The sequence below is a fragment of the Acinetobacter sp. 228 genome, from assembly GCF_048147885.1.
Genome location: NZ_JAYWYV010000017.1, coordinates 30,236 through 54,782, shown reverse-complemented (window position 1 = coordinate 54,782; position 24,547 = coordinate 30,236). Strand labels below are relative to the sequence as shown.

At 45.6% G+C, this 24,547-nt stretch carries 19 protein-coding genes and 1 tRNA gene; 12 read left to right on the top strand and 8 right to left on the bottom strand.

Translation table 11 applies throughout. The features are described 5' to 3' along the window. The first annotated feature begins 107 nt into the window (after nt 1–107). A complete protein-coding gene (locus VXQ92_RS12290) occupies nt 108–986 on the top strand; it encodes a metal-dependent hydrolase (protein ID WP_064095195.1) in 879 nt (292 codons plus the stop codon). Between the two features lie 58 nt (nt 987–1,044). Here VXQ92_RS12290 and VXQ92_RS12285 read toward each other — a convergent pair whose 3' ends face one another. Then, on the bottom strand, nt 1,045–2,037 hold the full coding sequence (locus VXQ92_RS12285; RefSeq protein WP_064095196.1) for a DUF2804 domain-containing protein: 993 nt from the start codon (nt 2,035–2,037) through the stop codon (nt 1,045–1,047). Nucleotides 2,038–2,173: 136 nt separating this feature from the next. After that, a complete protein-coding gene (locus VXQ92_RS12280; RefSeq protein WP_416681910.1) occupies nt 2,174–2,683 on the bottom strand; it encodes a DUF1543 domain-containing protein in 510 nt (169 codons plus the stop codon). Between the two features lie 483 nt (nt 2,684–3,166). Between VXQ92_RS12280 and VXQ92_RS12275 the strand changes: the two genes are divergently transcribed. After that, nucleotides 3,167–5,404 carry an NADP-dependent isocitrate dehydrogenase gene (locus VXQ92_RS12275; RefSeq protein WP_064095198.1) on the top strand — a complete coding sequence of 746 codons (2,238 nt, stop codon included), beginning with the start codon at nt 3,167–3,169 and terminating at the stop codon, nt 5,402–5,404. Nucleotides 5,405–5,635: 231 nt separating this feature from the next. Here VXQ92_RS12275 and VXQ92_RS12270 read toward each other — a convergent pair. Next, nucleotides 5,636–5,722: transfer RNA gene (locus tag VXQ92_RS12270), tRNA-Leu, on the bottom strand. A gap of 167 nt (nt 5,723–5,889) precedes the next feature. On the opposite strand from VXQ92_RS12270, the gene queA reads away from it, so the two are divergent. From queA to secF, 7 genes are all read left to right on the top strand, one after another. Further along, nucleotides 5,890–6,924 (top strand): tRNA preQ1(34) S-adenosylmethionine ribosyltransferase-isomerase QueA, encoded by a 1,035-nt coding sequence (gene queA / locus VXQ92_RS12265; protein ID WP_064095199.1) that lies wholly within the window; start codon nt 5,890–5,892, stop codon nt 6,922–6,924. A gap of 16 nt (nt 6,925–6,940) precedes the next feature. After that, nucleotides 6,941–7,969: a hypothetical protein gene (locus VXQ92_RS12260; RefSeq protein WP_416681908.1), complete on the top strand. Its 1,029-nt coding sequence runs from the start codon at nt 6,941–6,943 to the stop codon at nt 7,967–7,969. A gap of 23 nt (nt 7,970–7,992) precedes the next feature. Next, nucleotides 7,993–8,562: a LemA family protein gene (locus VXQ92_RS12255; RefSeq protein WP_144725074.1), complete on the top strand. Its 570-nt coding sequence runs from the start codon at nt 7,993–7,995 to the stop codon at nt 8,560–8,562. 218 nt (nt 8,563–8,780) lie between these two features. Then, complete coding sequence (gene tgt, locus VXQ92_RS12250) at nt 8,781–9,911, top strand: tRNA guanosine(34) transglycosylase Tgt (RefSeq protein ID WP_064101890.1); 1,131 nt, start codon at nt 8,781–8,783, stop codon at nt 9,909–9,911. A 101-nt stretch (nt 9,912–10,012) separates the two neighbouring features. Next, nucleotides 10,013–10,342, top strand: coding sequence for a preprotein translocase subunit YajC (gene yajC / locus VXQ92_RS12245; RefSeq protein ID WP_064095203.1), 330 nt, complete (start codon nt 10,013–10,015; stop codon nt 10,340–10,342). A gap of 51 nt (nt 10,343–10,393) precedes the next feature. Next, on the top strand, nt 10,394–12,292 hold the full coding sequence (gene secD, locus VXQ92_RS12240; RefSeq protein ID WP_064095204.1) for a protein translocase subunit SecD: 1,899 nt from the start codon (nt 10,394–10,396) through the stop codon (nt 12,290–12,292). Nucleotides 12,293–12,300: 8 nt separating this feature from the next. After that, the gene (secF, locus tag VXQ92_RS12235) at nt 12,301–13,275 is read left to right on the top strand and encodes a protein translocase subunit SecF (RefSeq protein ID WP_171254909.1); all 975 of its coding nucleotides are present in this window, start codon (nt 12,301–12,303) and stop codon (nt 13,273–13,275) included. A 59-nt stretch (nt 13,276–13,334) separates the two neighbouring features. Here secF and VXQ92_RS12230 read toward each other — a convergent pair whose 3' ends face one another. The 5 genes from VXQ92_RS12230 to cysM form a co-directional block, all read right to left on the bottom strand. Beyond that, on the bottom strand, nt 13,335–13,985 hold the full coding sequence (locus VXQ92_RS12230; RefSeq protein WP_416681905.1) for a hypothetical protein: 651 nt from the start codon (nt 13,983–13,985) through the stop codon (nt 13,335–13,337). A gap of 100 nt (nt 13,986–14,085) precedes the next feature. Beyond that, the gene (locus VXQ92_RS12225; protein ID WP_064095207.1) at nt 14,086–16,395 is read right to left on the bottom strand and encodes a RelA/SpoT family protein; all 2,310 of its coding nucleotides are present in this window, start codon (nt 16,393–16,395) and stop codon (nt 14,086–14,088) included. A 32-nt stretch (nt 16,396–16,427) separates the two neighbouring features. Beyond that, nucleotides 16,428–17,816, bottom strand: coding sequence for a 23S rRNA (uracil(1939)-C(5))-methyltransferase RlmD (gene rlmD, locus VXQ92_RS12220; RefSeq protein WP_416681903.1), 1,389 nt, complete (start codon nt 17,814–17,816; stop codon nt 16,428–16,430). 6 nt (nt 17,817–17,822) lie between these two features. After that, entirely contained in the window at nt 17,823–18,641 is an 819-nt protein-coding gene (locus tag VXQ92_RS12215) for a 3'-5' exonuclease (RefSeq protein ID WP_144725082.1), read from the bottom strand. A 16-nt stretch (nt 18,642–18,657) separates the two neighbouring features. Continuing rightward, nucleotides 18,658–19,578, bottom strand: coding sequence for a cysteine synthase CysM (gene cysM, locus VXQ92_RS12210; protein WP_064101887.1), 921 nt, complete (start codon nt 19,576–19,578; stop codon nt 18,658–18,660). Between the two features lie 359 nt (nt 19,579–19,937). Here cysM and VXQ92_RS12205 point away from each other — a divergent pair, with 359 nt between their 5' ends. The 3 genes from VXQ92_RS12205 (at nt 19,938) to VXQ92_RS12195 (ending at nt 24,547) form a co-directional block, all read left to right on the top strand. Next, complete coding sequence (locus tag VXQ92_RS12205) at nt 19,938–22,745, top strand: ATP-binding protein (RefSeq protein ID WP_416681901.1); 2,808 nt, start codon at nt 19,938–19,940, stop codon at nt 22,743–22,745. 107 nt (nt 22,746–22,852) lie between these two features. Continuing rightward, a complete protein-coding gene (locus VXQ92_RS12200) occupies nt 22,853–23,641 on the top strand; it encodes a crotonase/enoyl-CoA hydratase family protein (protein WP_416681900.1) in 789 nt (262 codons plus the stop codon). Between the two features lie 36 nt (nt 23,642–23,677). Next, on the top strand, nt 23,678–24,547 hold the full coding sequence (locus VXQ92_RS12195) for an NAD(P)-dependent oxidoreductase (RefSeq protein WP_064101884.1): 870 nt from the start codon (nt 23,678–23,680) through the stop codon (nt 24,545–24,547).

The window sequence follows — 24,547 nt, the reverse complement described above, 5'->3', positions numbered from 1 at the left end:
TTTATTTTCATTTGGCATAAAATGTATAAAAATTGGCAAGCGCTGTCAAAACAATTACAGAATTCCCCGACATACTGTTCGCATCGTCATAAAAAAGAACGTACAAGATGAATGCAGTATTAAAATCTTTGATAAAGCCCGTAGTACGGACCCAGCTTGATTTTAAACTGGATGAAATTCCACGCTACTGGTTGGGCGGCGATCCCTTTCTGACCCGCATGTTCGATGCCCTGAGCCTGACCTTTCCTGATGGTGAGCGCTATTTTATTCAGAGTGTACGCCTGTTCCGCGATCAGATCACAGACCCGGAACTGCAGCAGCGTGTTGCAGATTTTATTCGTCAGGAAGCGCAGCATGGCATGACCCATGAAAAAATGAATCAGCTGATGCGCGAGCAAGGCATGCCCGTAGATCAGTTCATTCAGCGCCTGAATTACATGATGAATTACGACTTGAAAAACCGCTCACCTGAATACAATATCGCGGTAACTGCTGCCGCAGAGCATCTGACTGCGCTAATGGCCGAGACTTTTTTTGGACAGAAAGATACGTTAAGAGATGCCCATCCTTTTGTTCGTGCCATGTTTGCATGGCATGCCATTGAAGAAATGGAACATCGTGATGTGGCTTTTGATGTGATGAAAGATGTAGCAAAAACTCCAGAGCTTCTGCGAAAATATAGCTTGGTGATTACTACCCTGCTCATGTTCAGCTTTACCATATACCGCGCCAATATCATGCTTAAACATGATGGATTCACGCCATTACAACGTTTACAAATGAACTTAAAAGGACTGCCCTGGTTTTTTGGCCGTAACGGGAAATTGACCCGTATGGGTACACAATATCGGGACTGGTTTAAAAAAGACTTCCATCCTTCCCAGCATCCGGTCATTGCCCAATATGATGTGTGGGTAAAAACTCTAGCCGAAACCAATGATCCTATTCAGGCCGGTGAAGCCTTCTGGCAGGCTGCCAAAGATTAAGTTCAAATCAAAAAGCCTTCAGAATTGAAGGCTTTTTTTAGGTCTTATGCCTGCACATCTACCACTTGGCATAATGCTGTTCAAGCAAGGCATATTCATTTAGTAAAATAATTTCCTGATCATCTTGCTGAATCGTTCCGGAAACCTTGGCTTGCCACTGACTAAACTGGCTCCCGACCAGACGCAGGTTTAGATTTTCATAACGGCGCCAGCCTGTGCTGACCATCAGATTCAATCTTTCATCCAGCGACTGAATCGTCCATTGGTTTTCCGATTCCTGCTGGAACAGCACATCGGCCAGTGGATAAATTTTTCCATTGACCCACAGACAGTTCTCGTTGCCAAAACTTTCATTCACGCCTGAAGCCAGATTAAGCCCAATCCGGTTATGATTCACATCCCAGAAATTACAGGACAGCCAGAACCAGGCGGTTTCCGGGCGTAAAAAGCCACACGTATCATCTAATGAGGCAAAGCTGCGTTCATTAAACTGGATGGTTTGTCCCTGCTTGTTAATGAAAAAGCCTTCACAGCCCAAAGTGGTCAGTTTCTGGGTATAGGTCCAGCCATTGATGCCAGTCGGACTGCACATACTCAGTGGATCGGTTCCAGCACAGAAAATTCGGGCACTGAGTTTAATTTCACCATATTTGCTGACATTGATATAACGCACGCCGTTGGCATGCTGAATATCGATCTGAAAAGGTGACTTGTGAAAATAACTATGATTAAACAGCGGCTGTTCATCCAGCACAGTGTTACGGGACAGGAAATTAATCGCATTCCATTCCAGCACTTCATTGGTCATATGGTTATAGACATAAACAAAGCCATGCCCTGCCCATGCAATATCGGCGATCGCCAGTCCAATGGTATAATGTTCGTGCTGAATACTACAGAATTTGAATTTCTTATATTTTAAATGCTTACGCCAGCCTGACAGCACATGACCATAAGGATTTTTGTATTGATATGCCTGATAGTCAATACTTTTTGGAAGCTCCTTGAAACGTCCATAACGCGGTTGTCCATTTGCCTGAATTAAATCCATTTAAGACATTCCATCTCAGTCAAAACTGTTTTTTCCTTGACAGTATTATGCCAATTATTAAATTTTGATAAAGTTATTTTTTAAACCGCTTATCGAATCCTTCAGCCGGAAGAAACTTTCTCTTTTATAGACAACTTTAAATGGTGAGATAGGTATTTTCCCAGTGATTGTCACTAAAGCTGCCTTCTACCAGTTGGACATAGCGGCCATAGACCTGATCAATTGCAAGACAGTCATCTACATCCAGTACACGGTCGGTATGCTGTTTTTGCCAGTGCCGGGCGAAGTAGGCTTTACCGCGCTGTTTAGCCACCATGGCATTCTGTGCAACCACCAGCACATAACGATGCAGCTCGCCAAACTCGCGTGAATCATAACCACCCAGATTAATCAGCCAAAGTTTTTCATCGGCCGGATTCGGAGCAGCATCAGTGAATTGCAACGCATAGGATTTACCCTCGAACTCCAGCCCGTTAATTTTTGCCCAGGCATCAATATGCAGGTCTTTCTGCTCCGCAAACCAGGCATTTTTCAATTGCAGATAAGTATCTTCCAGACTCTCTCCTACAGCCAGAACCACATCATGAACTTCTGTATTGGCACGGGCATGACGGCCACCAAGCATCACAATAAACAGGCTGGGCATAGTATTTCCTTATTCGCGTCGATCTTTCAAAATGAATGGATGTATGTCGACCAGTATAGCGCAAAGCCATTTTGTAATTATGGCGTCATCTTCCAGAGTTAGATTGACAGGCTGAGGTATGAATTTATGCAAAACAGTTTGCGGAATCGTTATCTATATAAGATCAGTTTTATTGCTTCTCAATTCACTCTCAGGCTAGAAAAGTCTTTTTCAGGGGATACATTTCGCTAGTGGCTCATTTCCAAGCATTTACATCGGGATTTGCAGCCGCAGAAGGATTATTTTTTGTACAAAACACAAACACGGCTAAACTGCACAAATCTGTACGAATTTTCGCCCGAATTTCAATATGAAAGCATATTTCGTTGACTGAAAAGCGCTGAAGGACGATACTCTCAATGTTTTTATTTAAGCAAATCGGTTCAACGAGGCTGAGCCAAAAGTTCGGGCCTCAGAAACTCAATCCAACGCAAGGGGCTATATATGGCTGGTGGAAAGTCACAAATCATTTACACACTGACTGATGAGGCGCCACTACTGGCGACTTACTCACTGCTGCCGATCATTGAGACCTTTACTAAGCCTGCTGGTGTAGAGATTGTTAAAACTGACATCTCTGTAGCTGCACGTGTGCTCGCAGAATTCTCTGACTATCTCAGCGATGAGCAAAAGGTAACTGACAACCTCGCAGAACTAGGTCGTCTTACACAAGATCCAGACACGAACATTATCAAACTCCCGAATATCAGTGCGTCAGTTGCGCAGCTGACTGCTTGTATCAAAGAACTTCAATCGAAAGGCTATGCGATTCCTGACTATCCTGAGAATCCGGCAACTGAAGAAGAACAGGCACTTAAAGTACGTTACAGCAAATGTTTAGGTTCAGCAGTTAACCCTGTTCTACGTGAAGGTAACTCTGACCGTCGTGCACCAGCTGCAGTTAAAAACTACGCGAAAAAACACCCACATTCTATGGGTGAATGGAAGCCTTGGTCACAAACTCACGTTTCTCACATGCAAGAAGGTGACTTCTACCATGGTGAAAAGTCAATGACTTTAGACCGTGCACGCAATGTGAAAATGGAATTGATCACTACCTCTGGTGAAACCATCGTTCTTAAGCCAAAAGTTGCGCTTCTAGACGGCGAAATCATCGACTCAATGTTCATGAGCAAAAAAGCACTTTGCGACTTCTATGAAAAAGAATTAGAAGATTGTAAAGAAGCTGGCATCTTGTTCTCTTTACACGTTAAAGCGACCATGATGAAAGTTTCACACCCGATCGTATTCGGTCACTGTGTGAAGATTTACTACAAAGACGCTTTCGAAAAGCATGCGAAATTATTCGACGAACTCGGCATTAACGTGAACAACGGTATGGCGGGTCTTTACGAAAAAATCGAAACGCTTCCGACTTCTTTACGTGAAGAAATCATCGAAGATTTACATGCGTGTCAAGAACACCGTCCTGCTCTTGCGATGGTTGACTCAGCAAAAGGCATCACCAACTTCCATTCTCCAAACGACGTTATTGTAGATGCATCTATGCCTGCAATGATCCGTACTGGCGGTAAAATGTGGGGTGCCGATGGCAAGCCTTATGACTGTAAAGCGGTAATGCCTGAATCTACATTCGCGCGTATTTACCAGGAAATGATCAACTTCTGTAAGTGGAACGGCAATTTCGACCCACGTACGATGGGTACTGTGCCTAACGTTGGTTTGATGGCTCAAAAAGCTGAAGAATACGGTTCACACGACAAGACTTTCGAAATTCCGGCAGCGGGTGTTGCAAACATCACTGACCTTGAAACTGGCGAAGTGTTGATGTCTCAAAACGTGGAGCAAGGCGACATCTGGCGTATGTGTCAGGTGAAAGACGCACCGATCCGCGACTGGGTGAAACTTGCTGTAACGCGTGCACGTAACTCTGGCATGCCAGCAATCTTCTGGTTAGACCCGTACCGTCCACATGAAAACGAATTGATCAAGAAAGTTCAAACTTACTTGAAAGATCACGATACAGACGGTCTGGACATCCAGATCATGTCTCAAGTACGTGCGATGCGTTACACACTTGAGCGTGTTGCGCGTGGCCTGGATACCATTTCTGTAACCGGTAACATCCTGCGTGACTACCTGACAGACCTGTTCCCAATTATGGAACTGGGCACTTCTGCGAAAATGCTTTCTATCGTGCCTTTGATGGCTGGTGGCGGCATGTACGAAACAGGTGCAGGCGGTTCTGCGCCTAAACACGTACAACAGCTTGTAGAAGAAAACCACTTACGTTGGGATTCTTTAGGTGAGTTCTTGGCTCTTGCTGTATCTCTTGAAGAGCTTGGCATCAAAGAAGACAACGCACGTGCGAAACTTCTTGCGAAGACACTTGACCAGGCAACAGGTCAACTTCTTGACAACGACAAGTCTCCTTCACGCCGTACTGGTGAACTAGACAACCGTGGCAGCCATTTCTACCTTGCTAAATTCTGGGCTGAAGCACTGGCTGCTCAAGATGAAGATGCTGAACTTAAAGCGAAATTTGCGCCGATTGCACAAGCACTTGCTGACAACGAAGCGAAGATTATTGCTGAGCTGAATGAAGTTCAAGGTAAATCTGTAGACATCGGTGGTTACTACGCAGTAGATCCAGCGAAAGTGGGTGCAGTAATGCGTCCAAGCGCTACATTAAACTCAATCCTTGAGTCTTTTGCTGCGTAATCGCATGAAAGCTTGAAGATGATATAAAAAACCGGTCCTTGGGCCGGTTTTTTATATCTTTAGTTTTTCACCTAGCGATTCATGCAGGTACTTATTTGCCAAAGTAATCGGATATTCCAAAGCACAAAAAATTTAAAAGGTACAGTTGAACTGATGCATCATTTTAATTTTTATAAATTTCAGACAATAAAAAACCCCAAGACTGAATATGCTTGGGGTTTTTTAGAATTTTGGTCCCGAGGGTCGGACTCGAACCGACACGTCATCTCTGACAGCGGATTTTGAGTCCGCCGCGTCTACCAATTTCACCACCTCGGGAGTGGATGAAAGGTATAATACGCGATTTCTCAGCACTGTCAACGCAGAATATTTACATTTGTTTAATTTTAAAACAAATGGCATTTTTTCGTATTAAAATCGAGCAATTCCCGCCATAAAAAAGAAAAAAGTTTATACTAGCCGCAGTTTTTTTAGCGTAAATCATCATGCAACTTTCTGATTTTAATTTTGATCTCCCCGATGAGCTGATTGCTCGTTATCCACTGGAAACCCGTAGTGCCTCCCGTCTGCTTCACCTCGATGCCCAAGGCCAATATCATGACCATCAGTTTACTGACATTCTCGATTTACTGAATGAAGGCGACTTATTGGTACTAAACGATACTAAAGTGATGAAAGCCCGCCTCAAAGGTAAACGTGCCTCAGGGGGTGCAGTCGAAGTTCTTGTTGAACGTATGATGGATCAGTTCATTGCACACTGTCATATCAAAGCTAGCAACTCACCTAAAGCAGGTGCAGAACTATTTATCGGACCCGATGCAGTGACAGTAACCGTACAAGGCCGTCATGAAAACCTGTTTATTGTTGAATTTTCTCAACCGATTCTAGATGTGCTGGATCAATACGGCGCCCTGCCTATTCCACCTTACTTTAACCGTGAAGCAGAGGCAATTGATACAGAACGCTATCAAACTGTCTTTAACGACCCGACTAAAATTGCCAGTGTTGCCGCCCCGACCGCATCATTGCACTTTGACGAAGATTTATTGAAAAAGCTGGGAGAAAAAGGCATTCAAAAAACTTTCGTAACCTTGCATGTTGGCGCAGGTACATTTTTACCGGTGCGCACCAGCGATATTGAAAATCACATCATGCACAGCGAATGGTGCCAAGTGTCTGATGCATCTATGGAGCTGATTAAAGCCACCAAAGAACGTGGCAATAAAGTGATTGCTGTAGGTACCACAGCCACACGCGCAACTGAAAGTGCAGCTCAGGCCAATGGCGGTGAACTCAAAGGCTGGACCGGTGATACCCAGATTTTCATCTATCCGGGTTATCAGTTCAAAGTCGTCGATCGTTTGATTACCAACTTCCATCTTCCAGAATCAACCCTGTTAATGCTGGTATCTGCCTTATCTAACCGTGACAATATTCTGGATGCTTACAAGCATGCGGTAGACAGCAAGTATCGCTTCTTCAGTTATGGCGATGCCATGCTGATTGATCAGGTGAAATAACTGAGAGCTATTGCCCATGCCGATCGAGTCTGTACAGCAGTCCATTCATATTCGCCGCAAGAAAAATGCAGTGGTGTTTAAAAATATCGATCGGCTGTGGCACTTATCGAGTGATGCCAAAAGCCATCAGGACATTCTTAATGGCTTGCATCCATGGCAAGGCTCAATTTCTCTAAAATTTGAAAACACCCTACCGTGGTTCTTGGCACTCTTTGGTTTGATGCAAGTATTCAGCCTTATCATTGCACCGCACAATTTCTGGCTGCAATGCAATTTTGCCTTGGGTTTTGGCATGTTGTTTTGGGCCTATCTGATTTATGAGCAGGAGCACTACATCAATGATGTAATTGATTATTTAGAAGAACGTGTGCTGACACATAAATATAATCTCCACTTTCAACAACAGCCACAACATATTTCAATGCCACTTAATCCTCGGCAATTTATTGGCAATTTAAAACGCCTTTTTCCTGTTTTTGAACGTGGCTCATTACGCAATGACATCTCACGTTATGCCAGTACCACATGGTTAGATGAAAATGAACAAGAACACCAAGTCTTGTTGTTTGAATACCACTATGTAGATGAAATTAAAACCATTGATAAAAATGGCAATACCGTCAAACTCATTGAACAACATAAAAATTTGTGGGGTGCATTTGTCTTTGATGTCTCTGTGCAAGGGCTTGCCATTAGCACATCAAGACGTCCCTTCCCCTCACCTTATCGCCATCCTTGGCATAGCAGTGATATACGCACCAATCAGCGTTTAAAATTTTATGGCACAGATCCCATGCAAATGGCAAAACAGCTTAGTCCAGGTTTTGTGCTCCGATTAAGTCAATTTTTCCAATACCGTGAAGGCGATCTTATTTTTCATCCCCAACAACGTGTGCTGTGCTATTTAGGGCCACATGACATTTTTAATGCGCCTGAACGCAAGCAAAATATCCAAGATATTTCTGCATTGCGTGGACACCTGAGAACGTTTAAATTAGTAGAATTGGAAAAACTACAAACTGACTTGGTTCAGTTTTTAAAATAATTATTTTTCTGGGGACTGCTTTTATGGGATTTGTTGTTTTTGTCATTATCCCGATTCTGGTGATTGTTGCCATTATCATGATCCGCAACAGTATTGTCCGTCATCATAACGCCACGATTCGGGCCTGGTCAGATGTTGCCAGTTATGAACGGCAAAAACTGAAAATTCTGGACGGGCTGCAACCACTGGTTGAACAATACTCGAGTTTCGAAAAAGGCACGCTAGAAAAAGTGACCGAGCTGCGTCAAAACATCATGAACCTGAATATCAAGGATGCTGACATTGGACAGTTACAGCGCATTGAAAGCCTGAATAAACAGCTGATGCATAGCCTGAATGTGGTGATTGAAAATTATCCGGAGCTGAAAGCCAATGATATTTATCTGAAGATGATGGCTGAAATTGAAGAACAGAATGAAAATGTCGGTGCTGCGATTACCATTTATAATCGTAATGTCGAGCTGTTTAATAACCAGATCCAGATTTTTCCGCACAACATCATTAACAATATGCTGCTCAGAAAAAAAGTGGTACGCCCTTTCCGCGATCAAAGTGTGACCCAGAATTTTGATTACCGTCCGAACTTTCACTGAATGAGCAGCACCCTCGATCCGGGAAGAGATTATGTGCTCTTTATCGCAGCTTTCTGCGAACTTACGCATTTCACCTGATCTTTCATTTATTAATCGATAAATAAAATTACAGAGCGAATGCTCTACAATGCTGGCGTTTAGCATAAGAATCAAGGAAAATAGCGCCCTTTACATTGAACAATCAGCGAACTGTTTTTTCGCCTTGATGTGGAACTCCTATGAAGTTTGAAAAGTTAGCGCAATCCGGTCGTGCCCGTCGTGGTCGTTTGACGCTTGAACATGGTGTAGTAGAAACCCCAATGTTCATGCCAGTCGGTACTTATGGTACGGTCAAAGGCATGTTGCCGCGTGATGTCAAAGAGATCAAGTCTCAGGTCATTCTGGGCAACACCTTCCATTTGTATTTACGTCCAGGCCTTGATGTGATTCGTGAACATGGCGGCCTGCATGAATTCATGAAGTGGAACAATCCTATTCTGACCGATTCAGGCGGCTTCCAGGTTTTCAGTCTGGGCGCAATGCGTAAAATCAAAGAAGAAGGCGTAACCTTCCGTTCACCAATCGACGGTTCAAAAGTATTTTTATCTCCTGAAATTTCAATGGATATTCAGCACACGCTGAACTCTGACATTGTGATGATTTTTGATGAATGCACACCCTATCCGGCCACACATGAAGAAGCGCAAAAATCGTTGCAGCTGTCTTTGCGCTGGGCGAAACGCTGTAAAACCCAGCATCATGACGTGCTGAAAAACCGTAATGCGCTGTTTGGGATTATTCAAGGCGGTATGTATGAAGATTTACGTGATGAATCTTTAAAAGGCCTGCTAGAAATCGACTTTGATGGTTATGCGATTGGCGGTCTGTCCGTGGGCGAGCCAAAAGAGGAAATGATCAAGGTACTGGATTATCTTCCAGAAAAAATGCCGGCAGATAAACCGCGTTATCTAATGGGTGTCGGTAAGCCAGAAGACATTGTGGAAGCGGTGCGTCGCGGTGTCGATATGTTTGACTGCGTGATGCCAACCCGAAATGCACGTAACGGTCACTATTTTGTGACAGACGGCTTGGTGCGGATCCGTAACAGCAAATATCGTCATGACCAGAGTCCACTCGATCCGCATTGCGACTGTTATACCTGCCAGAATTTTACCCGTGCCTATTTATTCCATCTTGAGAAATGTGGGGAAATGCTCGGCTCGATGCTCGGTACGATTCATAATCTGCGCTATTACCTGCGTTTGACTGAAGCCATGCGTGATGCATTAGACAACGGTACATTTGACGAATTTGTCCATGACTTTTATACCCGCCGTGGTCTGGAAGTGCCACCTTGTCCGCAAGATTAATCCATCAGCATTTGCGCTGAGGAAAAAGACAATGTAAATTGCAGGAATATGTCAATTTATTATCCAGTTGATCACCAGTTTTTTTATTTTAGGAAAATGTAATGAGCCTTTTTATTTCGACTGCTCACGCTGCAGGTGAAGCTGCACAACAACCAAGCATGATAGCGAACCTTTTGATGATTGCTGTTTTTATTGCAATCTTCTATTTCTTGATCTGGCGTCCTCAATCTAAACGTGCCAAAGAACACCGTGCTTTGGTTGAAAGTCTGGGCGTTGGCAGTGAAGTAGTATTTGCAGGCGGATTAATGGGCAAGATCACCAAGATTGAAGGTGACTTCGCAGTGGTTGAATTGAGCCGCGGTGTAGAAGTCAAAGTTCAACGTGCAAGTGTAATCTCAGTTCTACCTGAAGGCACTTTAAATAACCTTTAATCAAAAATAGTCGTGCCCTTGCACGACTTTTTCATTTTAAGAAGAAAACGAATGCGTTACCCAGCATGGAAATATGTACTGATCCTAGTTGTTCTGGTGATCAGTACTTTATATGCCCTGCCAAGTTTGTATCCAGATGAACCTGCTGTACAGATTTCGGGTGCCAAAGCCGGTACTCAAATTGATGCAAGCATCGTACAAAAAGCAGAGCAAATTTTAAAAACTGAAAATATTGCCACTCATGACAATAGCTTTAGCAACAATGCGGCCCTATTACGTGTAGATTCAAGTGAAGCGCAACTTAAAGCCAAAGAAGCTTTGCGTCGTGGTTTAGGTGATGAGTACGTGGTTGCACTTAACCTCGCCCCAACCACCCCAGAATGGCTGCAAAAAATTGGTGCCAAGCCAATGAAGCTTGGTCTGGATTTACGTGGTGGTGTTCACTTCTTGCTTGAAGTGGATATGGACAAGGCCATTGCCCAGCGTATGGAAACCTCTGCGACGGATCTCCGTCGTCAGTTACGTGATAACAACCTGAAATTTAATAGCCTGACTTTAAGCAACAACACCATTGTGATGCAGTTTGCCAACAATGATGATCGTGCTGCAGTGATGGACTTCTTGCGCCGTAACGGCAATGAGTTTACCCAGCAGGCTGTTGCAACCAGTACCGGTTCGACCTTACGTCTGAACTATACCGATGTGCGTAAGCAAGAAATTGAATCTTATGCAGTCAACCAGAACTTAACCACCTTACGTAACCGTATTAACGAGTTAGGGGTGGCTGAAGCACTGGTTCAAACCCAAGGCAGTAACCGTATTGTGGTTGAGCTTCCGGGTGTGCAGGATACAGCTGAAGCGAAACGTGTCCTGGGCCGTACCGCGAATCTCGAGTTCCGTCTGGTATCTGACCTGAATGATCAATACATCGATCCATATACCGGTCAGGCTACAGGTGCATTACCACCGGGCACAGAAGTCTTTGCCTATGAATCACTGGACAGTGGTCGTCAGCTCCTTCTGAACCGTAACCGTATTTTAACTGGTGAACGTGTTCAAAATGCATCCAGTGGTTTTAGCCAGGACACTGGCGGTGCAGAAGTGAACATTACGCTGGACAGCGCAGGCGGCAAGCTGATGTCGGATGCGACCCGTAATGCGGTTGGTAAACGTATGGCAGTGCTGTTCATCGAAAACAAACAGCGCATTAACTATGTGGAAGACCCGGCAACTGGCACTCAAACTGAAGTCCGTACACCATATACTGAAGCTGTCGTGATTAATGCTGCGACCATTCAGGCGGTATTGGGCTCTCAGTTCCGTATTACCGGTCTGGACTCGCCACAGGAAGCGGCTGAACTTGCATTAATGCTTCGTGCAGGTGCGTTGGCTGCGCCAATGTACTTTGTTGAAGAACGTGTGATTGGTCCAAGTCTGGGTCAAGAGAATATCGACAAAGGGGTGCTTTCAACTCAAATCGGTTTCCTCTTGGTTGCCATCTGGATGGTGGTGTTCTTCCGCGTGTTTGGCCTGATTGCCAACTTTGCCCTGATATTCAACCTGGCCATGATTCTGACTGTCATGTCCTGGATTGGTGCTTCCCTGACCTTGCCGGGTATTGCCGGTATTGTGATTACCATTGGTATGGCGGTCGATGCCAACGTACTGATCTGTGAGCGAATACGCGAAGAAATGAAATGGGGAGCTTCGCCAAAACAGGCGATTGTGGCCGGTTATGACCGGGCCTATAACACCATTTTTGACTCGAACTTGACCACCTTCCTGGTAGCGTTCATTCTGTTCGCGATTGGTACAGGTCCGATCAAAGGCTTTGCCGTGACCTTAATGATTGGTATTGTCTGCTCAATGTTTACTGCCATTACAGTAACACGTGCAATCGTACAGATCATTTATGGCAAAAAACGTAACTTGAAAAAGTTGAGCATTTAAGGAGATCAATGATGACTGAAAATACTCAACTGGATCAAAAACAGTATGGTCGCCCGGAAGACGAACGCATTATCCCGTTTATGAAGATTGCAATGCCTGCGGCATTGTTTTCAATCCTCTTAACGGTTGCGAGTATCTTCTTTATTGCCACCAAAGGTCTAAACCTCGGTCTGGACTTTACCGGTGGTGTGGCAGCTGAACTGAATTATGCCAATCCGGTCAAACCGGAACAGGTTTCCCAAGCACTCAGCAAAGCCGGTTTTAATGATGCCGTGGTTCAAACCCTCGGTTCAGAACGTGATCTGATGGTGCGTATGCCCGTACAAGACGATATCGAAGCTGAAGACTTGACTCTAGCGGTTACAGCAGCGGCTCAATTGCCAAATAATCCGGCAGAAGTACCAAAGGTCGATGTGGTCGGTGGTCAGGTGGGTAACGAGCTTTATGTTCGTTCTGCTGGTGCTGTAGCACTGGCGCTTCTGCTAATGCTGGTTTATGTCACCATCCGCTTTGAGTTCAAACTGGCCATGGGCGCCGTGTTGTCACTATTCCATGACATTATCGTCACCCTCGGGATTTTTGCGATGATGCAGTGGCCATTTGACCTGACTGTACTTGCAGCACTCCTTGCAATCATCGGTTTCTCGCTCAACGATAATATCGTGGTCTCTGACCGTATCCGTGAGAACTTCCGTAAGATTCGTGGTGCAGAGCCGGTCGAAATTGTCAACATCGCCCTGACTGAAACCTTGCGTCGTACCATTCATACTTCCATGACCTTATTGCTGGTGGTGCTTGCCATGATGCTGATAGGCGGTGATGGTCTGAAATGGTTCTCGATCGCGATGTTTGTCGGTGTCTTTGTCGGGACCTATTCATCCATCTATATCGGTACGGCCTTTGCCTTGTGGCGTGGTCTAAACCGTCAGGACTTTATTGTTCAGGTGAAGCCAGAATTTGAAGACGAGAACCCGATTCCATAATCAGTTCTGTTTGCATGTTCATTGTTCAGCCCGTCTTAAGATGGGCTGAATTATTTCTGCTATTTGAACATACTGGCCGTGGGAATAATCGCAATGACGGGATGAATTTTCTCAATATCAGTCTTTTGGAAAATCACCTGTCGGTGTTCATCCAGACTTTGAAATTCATAATAATCCTGAGCATCACTGACCAGTTGCAAAACAAGTTGCAAGCCATTGAGCAGATACACACAAAGAATATCCGATCCGGACACCTCTACCTGTTTGTCACAGATCAGCCACCAGCCCGGTTTTAAGCTGGGGACATAATACGGTCCTGCTACCTGAATCGCGTAATGCTGTACTTGCAGATGAAAAATATCCAGATTGAATGAGAGCGCTGAATCTATAGGAATAAGTGCGAATGCCTGCTGTTGCACCACCTGCATCTGAAATAGTCTGCCGTGCTCTGAAAGTGGAGATAACTCTACTTTGGGTTCAGCTGACTGGTCCAGGATTAAAGCATTGAGACCCAGTTGTTGCTCCAGCTCTCTTGCTGCTTTCTCGCCGATCTGGCGTTTGCTATTCAGTAATTGTGCGATATATGACGCAGACAAGCCGAAATGCTCACAGATCTCTTTGCCAGTTTTAAATTGCTGCGTTTCGATCAACAGATCAATGACCTTGGCCAAGTTATTCCGTCTACGTTCAAATATTTCAGTCACACTCATCTCGGTCTGCTGGTCTATTTTTTATGCATATGATTTAGTTAGATTACAATAAAAAAGCCCGCAAATGAATTGCAGGCTTTTTAAACTTACATAATGGAAATTAAGTACCTTGCACCAGACGACGTGCACTGATAATTCCCGGTTGTTGTTCAAGACGGGCCAAAAGTTTGGAAAGTTGTGCCAGACCTTTGACTTCAATCAACAGCTTCATATTGGCAATACCGTCCGCCTCCGAAATGGTATTGACCTGACGGATGTTGATCTGATCCGAGAAAATGACTTGGGTCAGATCCTTCAGCAAGCCGCGTCGATCATAAGCTTCCACCACAATCTGTACGCTCTGACCACGGGTTGGCTGCATTTCCCAGTCTGCTTCTACCGCACGTTCAGGCTCTTGAGAAATCATACGCACATAGTCCGGACAAGCGACCTTATGGATGCTAACCCCCCGATTCAAAGTGATATAGCCGGCAATCGATTCGCCATGCACGGGTTGGCAACATTGGGCAATATGCAATTCCACGTTATCCAGACCATCAATCAGAATACCGTGCGCTGACAGCGTATGACTGGCACGCGGGTTCAGGGCAGGTTTCAGCACCAGCTCAGGCTCGTCCTGATCCAGATGCATGTGACGGTTCACCTGATTAATCAGGGCATGCAGGCTGATATCACCATTGACCAGATTGACCAGAATGTCATCGCCAGTTTTGACATTGAAGTGACTACAATAATCATTCAGATCAATCGATTTCGGGTGAATTGCCAGACGTGATAGTTCCTTGTTCAGTACTTCACGGCCAACTTCCAGATTCTTGCTGCGATCTTGCTGGCGGAACCAGTGGCGCAGCTTGTCCCGCGCACGGGCAGTTTTGATATAACCCAGCGAATTAACCAGCCAGTCTCGGTTCGGTTCCCGGTCTTTTTTGGTCAGAATCTCGACCTGTTCACCAGTTTTCAAAGTATAGGTCAGCGGCACATAGCGCTGATTTACCCGTGCGGCATAGCACTTGTTCCCGACTTCGGTATGCACATGATAAGCAAAGTCCAGCACCGTCGAATCACGCGGCAGCTCTTTGATATCACCATCACGGCTAAACACATAGATCTTTTCAAAACCTTCGAAATCTTGAATATGTTCAAAATTCTCTATTTCATCTTCAGATTCTTTATGTGCACTGCTTTCATTACGTTCTTGATAATGCTCAAGCACCGCACGCAAGGAATGCAGACGATGGTTAAAGGAGCGATCTGTGGTTTTTGCACCTTCTTTATAATTAAAGTGTGAACATACTCCAAGTTCAGCTTCCTCATGCATTGCATGGGTACGAATCTGCACTTCAAGTGACTTGTTCTCGGCAATGACCGCAGTATGCAGGGAGCGATAGCCATTGGCTTTCGGATTGGTAATATAGTCGTCAAACTGATGCGGAATGTGGCGCCAGATCTGATGCACAATACCTAAAGTGTGGTAACACTCCGGCACACTTTTCACCAGTACCCGTAAAGCACGAATATCATAGAGCTGGTCAAAGCTCAGGTTCTTGCTTTTCATTTTCCGATAAATCGAATAAATGTGCTTCACCCGGCCGTTAATTTCGGCTTCAATGCCATGCTCGGACAATTCATTGCGTAATTTTTCAATCACAAACTGAATATACTGTTCACGCTCGAGACGCTTTTCATTCAGTAAGGAAGCAATTTCTTTATAACGTTCCGGCGCAAGATAACGGAAAGCCAGATCTTCCAGCTCCCATTTTAGCTGGGCAATACCTAAACGGTGTGCCAGTGGCGAGTAAATGGTCAGAATTTCTCGGGCAACCCGTTCCTGACGCTCACGCGAGGAATTGGCCAGTTCACGCAACGCATAGGTACGTTCGGCCAGCTTGACCAGAACGACACGCACATCTTCGGTGACAGAGATCAGCATTTTGTAAATGCCAGACAGATGCTCGCGCTGGTTATTGTTAAAATGATCTTCCAGACGCTTATTTTTTTCGATCAGCTCGGACAGCTTACCCATGGCAAGCGTACCTTTGACCAGACTATGCACCTGTTCGCCGAACTTTTCCAGTACTTCACCGAGTGGCATGACGCCTTCACGAACAGCACGATACAGCATGGCTGCGGACAAAGTATCTTCATCTACATGCAGATGAGCTAGAATATCCGCCATCTCAATACCGGTATAAAAGGTATTGGAGCGGTGCTGGACCGTACTTTGCAGCTCTCTTTCTAATGTTAAGTGGGCGACTTCTTCGAGCTGCGTTAAAGGTGCGCCATCTAATATGCCACGAACCCGATCCAACCATTCAGTCAGATCCTGGTGTGCTTGTTCGGCATGTTCTACAGTCGTCTCCTGCGACAACTCATTAAGTCGTCCAGGGAGTTGCTCACGTACTGTGACCATACCCTTCTCCTACTTTTAAAAACATCATTTCTTTAATCGTTTATTTGATTTTCTTTTTCGAACAATGCGATTGATTCCACATGTCCAGTATGTGTAAACATATCCATCACTCCCGCCTGGGTGAGACGATAGCCCTGTTGTGCCAATAGTCCTGCATCTCTGGCCAGAGTCGCAGGATTACATGACACATAAACGATTCTTTTTGCTCCAAACTTAGGAATATAGTGCATTACTTCTTCTGCGCCGGCACGTGGCGGGTCGATTAATAATGCATCAAAACCTTGATTTGCCCAAGCATGGTGCGAAAAATCTTTGGTTAAATCTTGTGAATAGAACGATATTTGTGCAATACCATTGTTTTTGGCATTTTCTGCACCACGTCGAACCATTTCCTCACTTCCCTCTACTGCAATCACTTGACCCGATGCACCAACACAGCGCGCAAGCGGCAACGAAAAGTTTCCTAATCCACAGAACAGATCTAAAACCCGCTCTCCCTGTTGCAGTTGTAGCAAATCACATGCCAATCGCACCATTTGCGGATTGATACTTGAGTTCACCTGAGTAAAGTCCAGTGGATTAAAACCGAATTTTACATCAAAGTCATCAAGACCATAGTGTAAGCGTGCAGCGTCCTCTGGCTGATCTATACGCAACAGCCCATCTTTAGCGGCAGGCTGAACATACAGTTGCCAACCTTTCTGTAACGTAAATTCTCGCAATTGGTTGACATCTTCTGCAGATAATTTTGCAGTTTCGCGCACCAGCAGTGCGATCTCTTGATCTCCCATCGCCAATTCTATATGACCGATGTCCGCCTTACCGTTAAGACCTTGCAGTAATTGTTTAAGACGCGTAACCGAACCAAACTCGCGATCCAGAATCATGCAGCGATCAATTGGGATCAGTTTGTTGGACTGGTTCTCACGAAAGCCCACCACCAGCTGTTTTTTGGAAGGCAGATAACGCACACCGATTCGGGCCTTGCGGCGATAATCTTCACGTTGTGAACGTAAGGGGGGCAACCATTGCTCAGGCTGGATTCCAGCAAAATGCTGTAAATGTGACTTTAAGACATTCTGTTTCAACTCAATCTGGGCATCTGGCGCGATATGCTGCATATTGCAGCCGCCACAAGACCCAAAATGCGGGCAGATGGGTTCAACGCGAATTTCAGAAGCATCGCCCAGCAATTCAAGGCTGTCAGCTTCTTCAAGTTTTTTGACTTCACGGGTAATGCGGGCACGCACGGTTTCACCTGGCAAGGCATAGCGTATAAAGACTTTCTTGCCATGTTTTTCCAGCGGATGATCCGGATGCGAACCATAGTGAGCAATGCCACGTCCTTCATGTGAAAGTGCTTCAACCTGAAAAATGTACTCGGGTTGCTGGGTAGGACGTGCTTGTGCTCGATATTTCATGAAAACCTAGGGTGTGGAGATGGGGAAATCAAATTGGGTAAATTCAGTGCGTTGTGAAGTTTCACGCCAGACTGATAAAAACTCTGCATGTTGCGGCTGGGTGTGCAAATACTGGATGGTACTTTGGACCAGATGCTGATAATCAGGCAGCAACAGCTGTCCCTTTAGTAACAGCCAGCGGATATACACCAGCCAGGTATTCAGAACGTCCCCTTCACAATAAGAGGTCAGTTCGGTCCATTGCTGATTGCGGACATATTCGGGTATACGGTAAACGCCGTCACCGCGTTTGCCTGGATAACCCAGCAAATGTGCCACATCATCCAGCTTCTGGAAATGACGGGCATGAAACATGGCCATCACATCCATCAAATCAACATGACGATGATGGTAACGATTCTGGTAGTTATTATAACGCTTTTGCGTATCAATTTCGCCCTGATCGAACAGACTCGGTGCAGAGAGCCCATGATACATGGCACGGTATAAAATTACTGGTAAATCAAACTGTGAGCCATTCCAACTCACTAGAGTCGGATGGCGCTTGTCAAAAATTGACAAGAATTTTTTCAAAATTTCTGCTTCAGAATGCTGTTCCCGGCTAAACGAAAACAGCTTCATGCCCTGCTCATCGATCCATAAACCGGAAATACAGACAATTTCATGCAGCGGCAAACGCTGAAAATCCGAACCTGAATCCTGACGGCGTAATTTGGTCAGCGCCTGATCCAGATCTGCCTCAGGCAAGTCCAGACCAAACAGATGCGCCCCTGATTTGAGATCGGTTTGGGTTTCAATATCGAAAGTTAAAACAGGCAAGCGCATATATAGGTCTCAGAAATTATTCAGTATCTTCTACAGAGAATAACCCTGTAGACAAGTAACGGTCACCGCGGTCACACACAATGCATACAATCACTGCATCCGGGTGTTGTTCAGCAATTCTGAGAGATGCCCATACTGCCCCTCCAGAAGATACGCCTGCACTGATTCCTTCCAGACGTGCCAGTTGACGTGCAGTTTTCTCTGCTTCAATCTGCGGAATATCCATGATCTCATCAACACGGCTGGCATCAAAAATCGTAGGTAGATACTCTTTCGGCCAACGGCGGATACCCGGAATATTTGAACCTTCTGAAGGTTGTAAACCGACAATTTGCACATTCGGGTTTTGTTCTTTGAGGTATTTAGAAATACCCATAATGGTACCTGTCGTGCCCATCGAACTCACAAAGTGCGTAATCTTGCCACCGGTTTGCTCCCAAATTTCAGGACCCGTAGTCAAATAGTGCGCTTCCAGATTATCCGGGTTACCAAACTGGTTCAACACCAGACCGATGCCGTCTTTTCCCATTTGCTGTGCCAAATCACGGGCATGTTCCATACTTTCAGATTCAATCAGCTCTGCACCATAGGCACGCATGGCATCTTTACGTTCCTGGCTTGAGCTTGCAGGCATAATGAGCTTCATTTTATAGCCACGCATTGCAGCCACCATGGCCAATGCAATCCCTGTATTCCCACTCGTTGCCTCAATCAGGGTATCACCCGGTTTGATCTGACCGCGTTTTTCCGCCTGCATGATCATATTATAGGCCGGGCGGTCTTTCACCGAACCTGCCGGATTATTGCCTTCGAGTTTCGCAAGTACTGTAGCTTGAGTGTGACTTGCCAGACGCTGCAAACGCACCAGTGGCGTTTTGCCTACATAATGGTCCAACAAAAATTCATCTGCTTGAAAATCAGGGGTGGTATTACTCATTATTTGCACCTATATCGAGGTGCGGCTATTGTATGAAAAAATGCTTTTCCCTGCACTCATTTAGCAGGGCTTTTTCAGAAAACTCGCCAAAACTCGTCAAGTATCAAGTCATCCACGACATTTCCCTGTGATCTGCTCAGATGAAGCGGTCAGCTTATATGATAAAAGTACTATTCCGCCCTGCACTATTCACCCTGAAAGTTCCGGGTTCTTGCCCTAGGCCTGCTTGAGCAAAACTGACTCAAATCTTTTATATTTTTAGCCTCTAATCCGAACATTTATAAAAATAGTGCTTAAATTTTAACTGTAGATTTAAAGCATGTTAATATGCCAGGCATAAAGAAAATACTGCTTAAATCATGTCAACTATCAACAAAAAGCTGTTTAAACGCTTACACTTAAATCATGCCTATGGACAGCTGATTGCGCTGATTTTTGTGCCGATTACCATTTTGGCCTGTGTTGGCGCCATGCTGGTGTTGACTGAAACTTCAAATGCTGCACGTGCGCAGCAGAAGCAGATGGCCATCGCGATTCTGACCCGCTTCCAAGGGACTGCAGAATATGCACTGGATATCTTGAATCTGTATCCATGGCAATATGACCAGGCTCACAATGCCATGCAGAACATGCTGAATGAAAAGCATCTGTTACGGGCAGCGGTTCTGGACGAAAATGGCAAAAAACGTTTAGGGATCGGCTTTCAGGAAAAGGCTGCCTGGCCCGATTTTGAGAAAAGCGGCAATTTTGTCGGTCCGATCCTGTATCAGAACAATCATGTCTATGCCCTTAAAATAAATGAAAACACTTTTTCTCCCGGCTGGCTGGCGATTGAACTGGATAATCAGCCTCTGGAAATTGCCCGTTATCGGGTAATGATTGTCTTGATTGCAACCGGATTACTGACCTTATTATTATTGCTTCTCTGTCTGAATTTTTATTCACGGCGCTGGATTGCACCAATGTATGAAATTCGCATGCAGTTGCAACGCCTGAATGCCGATACCCTCGGCCAGCATATGGTGATTAATAGCACCGGAGAGTTGCGTTTATTGCAACGTGATATTGCCAATGTGGTGAAACGTCTGCATTTTAGCTTTCTGGAATTGCGTGAACATACCGAGCAGACCGAAGATGATTTGCGCCGCACCCTTGATACTTTAGAAGTCCAGAATATTACCTATCGTCAGGCACGTGACCAGGCGATCTCGGCCAACCAGGCCAAGTCTGTGTTTCTGGCCAATATCTCCCATGAACTGCGTACTCCACTGAACAGTATTGATGGTTTTATTCATCTGTTATTACGTCAGGGCAATCTCAGCAACGAGCAGAGCCTGTATTTGCAGACCATTCGTAAGTCTTCGGCGCATTTGCTGGCACTGATTAATGATGTCCTGGATTTTTCCAAGATTGATGCCGGCAAACTGGAATTAGAAACTGCACCTTTTGACCTAGAAGAAGCGATTTTTGATGTGATGGACATGTTGTCACCGCTGGCAGCACAAAAACATATTGATATGGCCTTCTATTATGCAGACGGTGTGCCAAAACACATTATTGGTGATGCACTGCGGTTTAAGCAGATTCTGACCAACCTGATTTCCAATGCGATCAAGTTCACTCCGGATGGAGAAATCATTGTCCGGGCACGCATGGAACATGATGGCAAGGATCAGTGTTTGCTGCATTTCAGTGTGCAGGACAGCGGTATTGGCCTGAGTGGTACAGACCGTAAAAAACTGTTTGAATCCTTCTCTCAGGGCGATACCTCGGTGACCCGCCAGTTTGGCGGTACCGGTCTCGGGCTGGCAATTTCCAAACAGCTGGTGAACCTGATGCATGGCCAGATCGGGTTTGAAGACAATCAGGAACGTGCCCCGACTGAAAAAGGCTCGACGTTCTGGTTTACTGCCCAGTTCCTGGTTGATGAAAATAACGTGATTGAGCATCCAAATTTCAGCGAATTGACTGTCATTTCTTATCTTGCACATCCGGCAACTGCGAACGTGCTACGGCAGTATCTCGAGAATTATCAGGTCAAACACATTGAAGGCGCATCAATTCTGGATCTGTTCAGCCGTCTGAACCATTTGCAGGATAGCGAAAATACTTGGCTGATTGTCGATCATAGTGGTGACAGTGAAGTTCTGTTACGTGAAATCCGTTCACGTTATCAGGGACATCTGGCGGTATATGGTTATCAGATGCAGCTGGATCCGAGCATGCTTAATGACTATCGTGCCCGTGCCCTGCATCAGCCTCTCAGCCGCAGCGCGCTGATTCAGCTGCTCGGTAATCAGCCGATCTTTGATCAGGAACAGCATGAAGAATTTAATGGCCAAGGTCTGCATATTCTGGCCGTGGATGATCATTTGCCCAACCTGATTGTTCTGGAAGCCTTGCTGGGCGAACTGAATGTCACTACGACCAAAGCGCTTAGCGGACAGGAAGCGATTGATATTATCCAGCGCCGTTATGAGCAGAAACAGCCAGCTTTTGATCTGGTCTTTATGGATATCCAGATGCCGGTGATGTCGGGAATTGATACCACCCGTGCCATTCGCTCGCTGGAATCGACCTTTGAAAATCATAACCGCCTGCCGATTATTGCTTTGACGGCGCATGCGCTTTCTGATGAAAAACATAAACTGCTGCAAAATGGCATGGATGACTATGTTACCAAGCCGATCCAGATCGAGCAGATTATCCAAATTTTGACACACTGGACCACCGAGCATTTTAAACGCATTCCGGTACTGGAACGTGCCAATGTGATTGATGCCTTGGATCCGAATATTCTGGACTGGCAGCAAAGCCTGCAACTGGCAGCCAATAAGGAAGACCTGGCGGTAGACCTGTTACGCATGCTGGTGGACAGCTTTGCGGATGAACTCGATGAAATGCAGCAACTGATTGAATTGGAAGATTTTCCGCAACTTGAACATGTGCTGCATCGTCTTTATGGCGCGACCCGCTATGTCGGAGCACCGACTTTGCAGAAGGTTACGGGTGGTTTTGAGCAGTTCGTTTCGACCCTGCGCAAAGAACGCCGTAAGGCCGATGAAAGTTTTGTGCAAGATGTACTGAAATATTTTGATGAACTTAAAGCTGTGGTTGAGCAGGTCGAACAGGCTGCCCAGCAAATTTTAAGACAACATTTGAATTAAATATCTGTAGCTGCTCAGCTCATGATTTGAGAAGTGTGACTGGGCTGTCATGCAAGCCCAAAGACTGCATGCTATGCTCAAGCCAGGAAAAATTACGGAAGAATGCCATGTCACTTGTACGCTTGGAAAAAAATAACGGCATTGCCACGGTTACATTGAATCGCCCAGATAAACGCAATGCCATGAGCTTTGCCCTGCTGCGCGAACTGGTCGCGACTGCCCAGAAAATCAAAAAAGATAAAAGCATCCGCTGTGTGATTTTAACTGGTGAAGCCCAAGTCTTTAGTGCCGGTATTGATCTGGCCGATTTAAATAATCCTAAAAATCGTGCTTATGCCGCATGGGAACTGATCCGCCCCGGTCAAAGCCTGTTTCAAAAAGCATTTCTGGTCTGGCAGGAATTGCCAGTTCCGGTGATCGCTGCGATGGAGGGCTTCTGTTTTGGTGCCGGCATGCAGCTTGCTCTGGCCGCAGACATACGTATTGCTCATCCTGACACCAAAATGTCGATTATGGAAACCCGTTGGGGACTGGTGCCAGACATGGGACTCAGCCGTTCACTGAAAGGCCTGATTGGGATTGATCTGGCAAAAGAGCTCACTTTGACTGCCCGGATTTTTGAGGGCAAATATGCCAAAGAAATCGGTCTGATCACCCATGTCGATCAACAGCCATTGGCGAGAGCACAGGCTTTGGCTGAGGAAATGCTGCAGCGTTCTCCAGATGCGCTGATGGCCTCTAAATTTGTACTGGATGCCATGCAGCATCGTCCGAATAAATCCCTGCGTATGGAAAAAATCTGGCAGTTGAAATTATTACTGGGTAAAAACAGTCAATTGGCCCGTAAAAAAGACAAGAACCCAGAGGTTCAATTTGTGCCACGCCAATACAAATAAGTCGAGTCTGAGTCAAAGCAAGGAATAAAGGAAAGTATGCAGTTGAATCTTGATACTAAAATTGCCTTCTTAGGGATGGGATTAATGGGCACTCGCATGGCTATGCGTCTGCTTCAGGCAGGTTTTCAGGTGGCGGTCTGGAACCGTACACCTGCGGCCTGTAATCCCTTGCTGGATCAGGGTGCGACTGCGCTGTCTCTAGACCAGATTTCCAATTATCCGGTGATTCTTACCTGCCTGGCAGATGATCAGGCGATGCAATCTGTCTTTGAGCAAATTGAGCCATATTTGGTCGCTGATCAAGTCATTGTAGATTTCTCCAGCCTTTCGGTACAGCAAACTCAAGCACTTGCCGCAGAAGCACAGGCCAAAAAAGTAACCTGGATTGATTCTCCAGTGTCAGGGGGTACCGCCGGGGCCGAACAAGGCAGTCTGGTGATTTTTGCTGGTGGTGATGCCGCTACAATTAGATCACTTGACCCGATTTATAAAGCACTTTCCCAGCGTGTCACCCGTATGGGGGATACGGGCACCGGTCAGGCAACCAAAATCTGTAATCAGCTGATTGTCGCGGCCAATAGTACCCTGATTGCAGAAGCCGTAGCCTTGGCTGGCCTTGCCGGGGTAGATACACGCTTACTGGCGCCAGCGTTGGCAGGTGGTTTTGCCGACTCCAAGCCTTTCCAGATTCTGGCGCCGCGTATGGCCACGCAGACTTTTGTACCAGTGCAATGGAAAGTCCAGACCTTGTCCAAGGATCTGAATAATGCCGTACAACTGGCCCAAAGCTTTGAGCTGGATGTTCCGGTCGCAACTCAGGCACTTTCACAGTTACAGGCCCATCAGGCTCAAGGATTTGCCGAAGCAGATCTGGCCACTGTAATCCAGCAACTAAAACATTCATAA

Bases quoted from the DNA above. Each gene is read 5' to 3' on its own strand.
- yajC (WP_064095203.1), top strand. From the start codon at position 10,013: ATGAGCCTTTTTATTTCGACTGCTCACGCTGCAGGTGAAGCTGCACAA.
- VXQ92_RS12280 (WP_416681910.1), bottom strand. From the start codon at position 2,683: ATGCCCAGCCTGTTTATTGTGATGCTTGGTGGCCGTCATGCCCGTGCC.
- VXQ92_RS12290 (WP_064095195.1), top strand. From the start codon at position 108: ATGAATGCAGTATTAAAATCTTTGATAAAGCCCGTAGTACGGACCCAG.
- secF (WP_171254909.1), top strand. From the start codon at position 12,301: ATGATGACTGAAAATACTCAACTGGATCAAAAACAGTATGGTCGCCCG.
- VXQ92_RS12230 (WP_416681905.1), bottom strand. From the start codon at position 13,985: ATGAGTGTGACTGAAATATTTGAACGTAGACGGAATAACTTGGCCAAG.
- tgt (WP_064101890.1), top strand. From the start codon at position 8,781: ATGAAGTTTGAAAAGTTAGCGCAATCCGGTCGTGCCCGTCGTGGTCGT.
- secD (WP_064095204.1), top strand. From the start codon at position 10,394: ATGCGTTACCCAGCATGGAAATATGTACTGATCCTAGTTGTTCTGGTG.
- VXQ92_RS12200 (WP_416681900.1), top strand. From the start codon at position 22,853: ATGTCACTTGTACGCTTGGAAAAAAATAACGGCATTGCCACGGTTACA.
- queA (WP_064095199.1), top strand. From the start codon at position 5,890: ATGCAACTTTCTGATTTTAATTTTGATCTCCCCGATGAGCTGATTGCT.
- cysM (WP_064101887.1), bottom strand. From the start codon at position 19,578: ATGAGTAATACCACCCCTGATTTTCAAGCAGATGAATTTTTGTTGGAC.
- rlmD (WP_416681903.1), bottom strand. From the start codon at position 17,816: ATGAAATATCGAGCACAAGCACGTCCTACCCAGCAACCCGAGTACATT.
- VXQ92_RS12195 (WP_064101884.1), top strand. From the start codon at position 23,678: ATGCAGTTGAATCTTGATACTAAAATTGCCTTCTTAGGGATGGGATTA.
- VXQ92_RS12225 (WP_064095207.1), bottom strand. From the start codon at position 16,395: ATGGTCACAGTACGTGAGCAACTCCCTGGACGACTTAATGAGTTGTCG.
- VXQ92_RS12260 (WP_416681908.1), top strand. From the start codon at position 6,941: ATGCCGATCGAGTCTGTACAGCAGTCCATTCATATTCGCCGCAAGAAA.
- VXQ92_RS12215 (WP_144725082.1), bottom strand. From the start codon at position 18,641: ATGCGCTTGCCTGTTTTAACTTTCGATATTGAAACCCAAACCGATCTC.
- VXQ92_RS12205 (WP_416681901.1), top strand. From the start codon at position 19,938: ATGTCAACTATCAACAAAAAGCTGTTTAAACGCTTACACTTAAATCAT.
- VXQ92_RS12275 (WP_064095198.1), top strand. From the start codon at position 3,167: ATGGCTGGTGGAAAGTCACAAATCATTTACACACTGACTGATGAGGCG.
- VXQ92_RS12285 (WP_064095196.1), bottom strand. From the start codon at position 2,037: ATGGATTTAATTCAGGCAAATGGACAACCGCGTTATGGACGTTTCAAG.
- VXQ92_RS12255 (WP_144725074.1), top strand. From the start codon at position 7,993: ATGGGATTTGTTGTTTTTGTCATTATCCCGATTCTGGTGATTGTTGCC.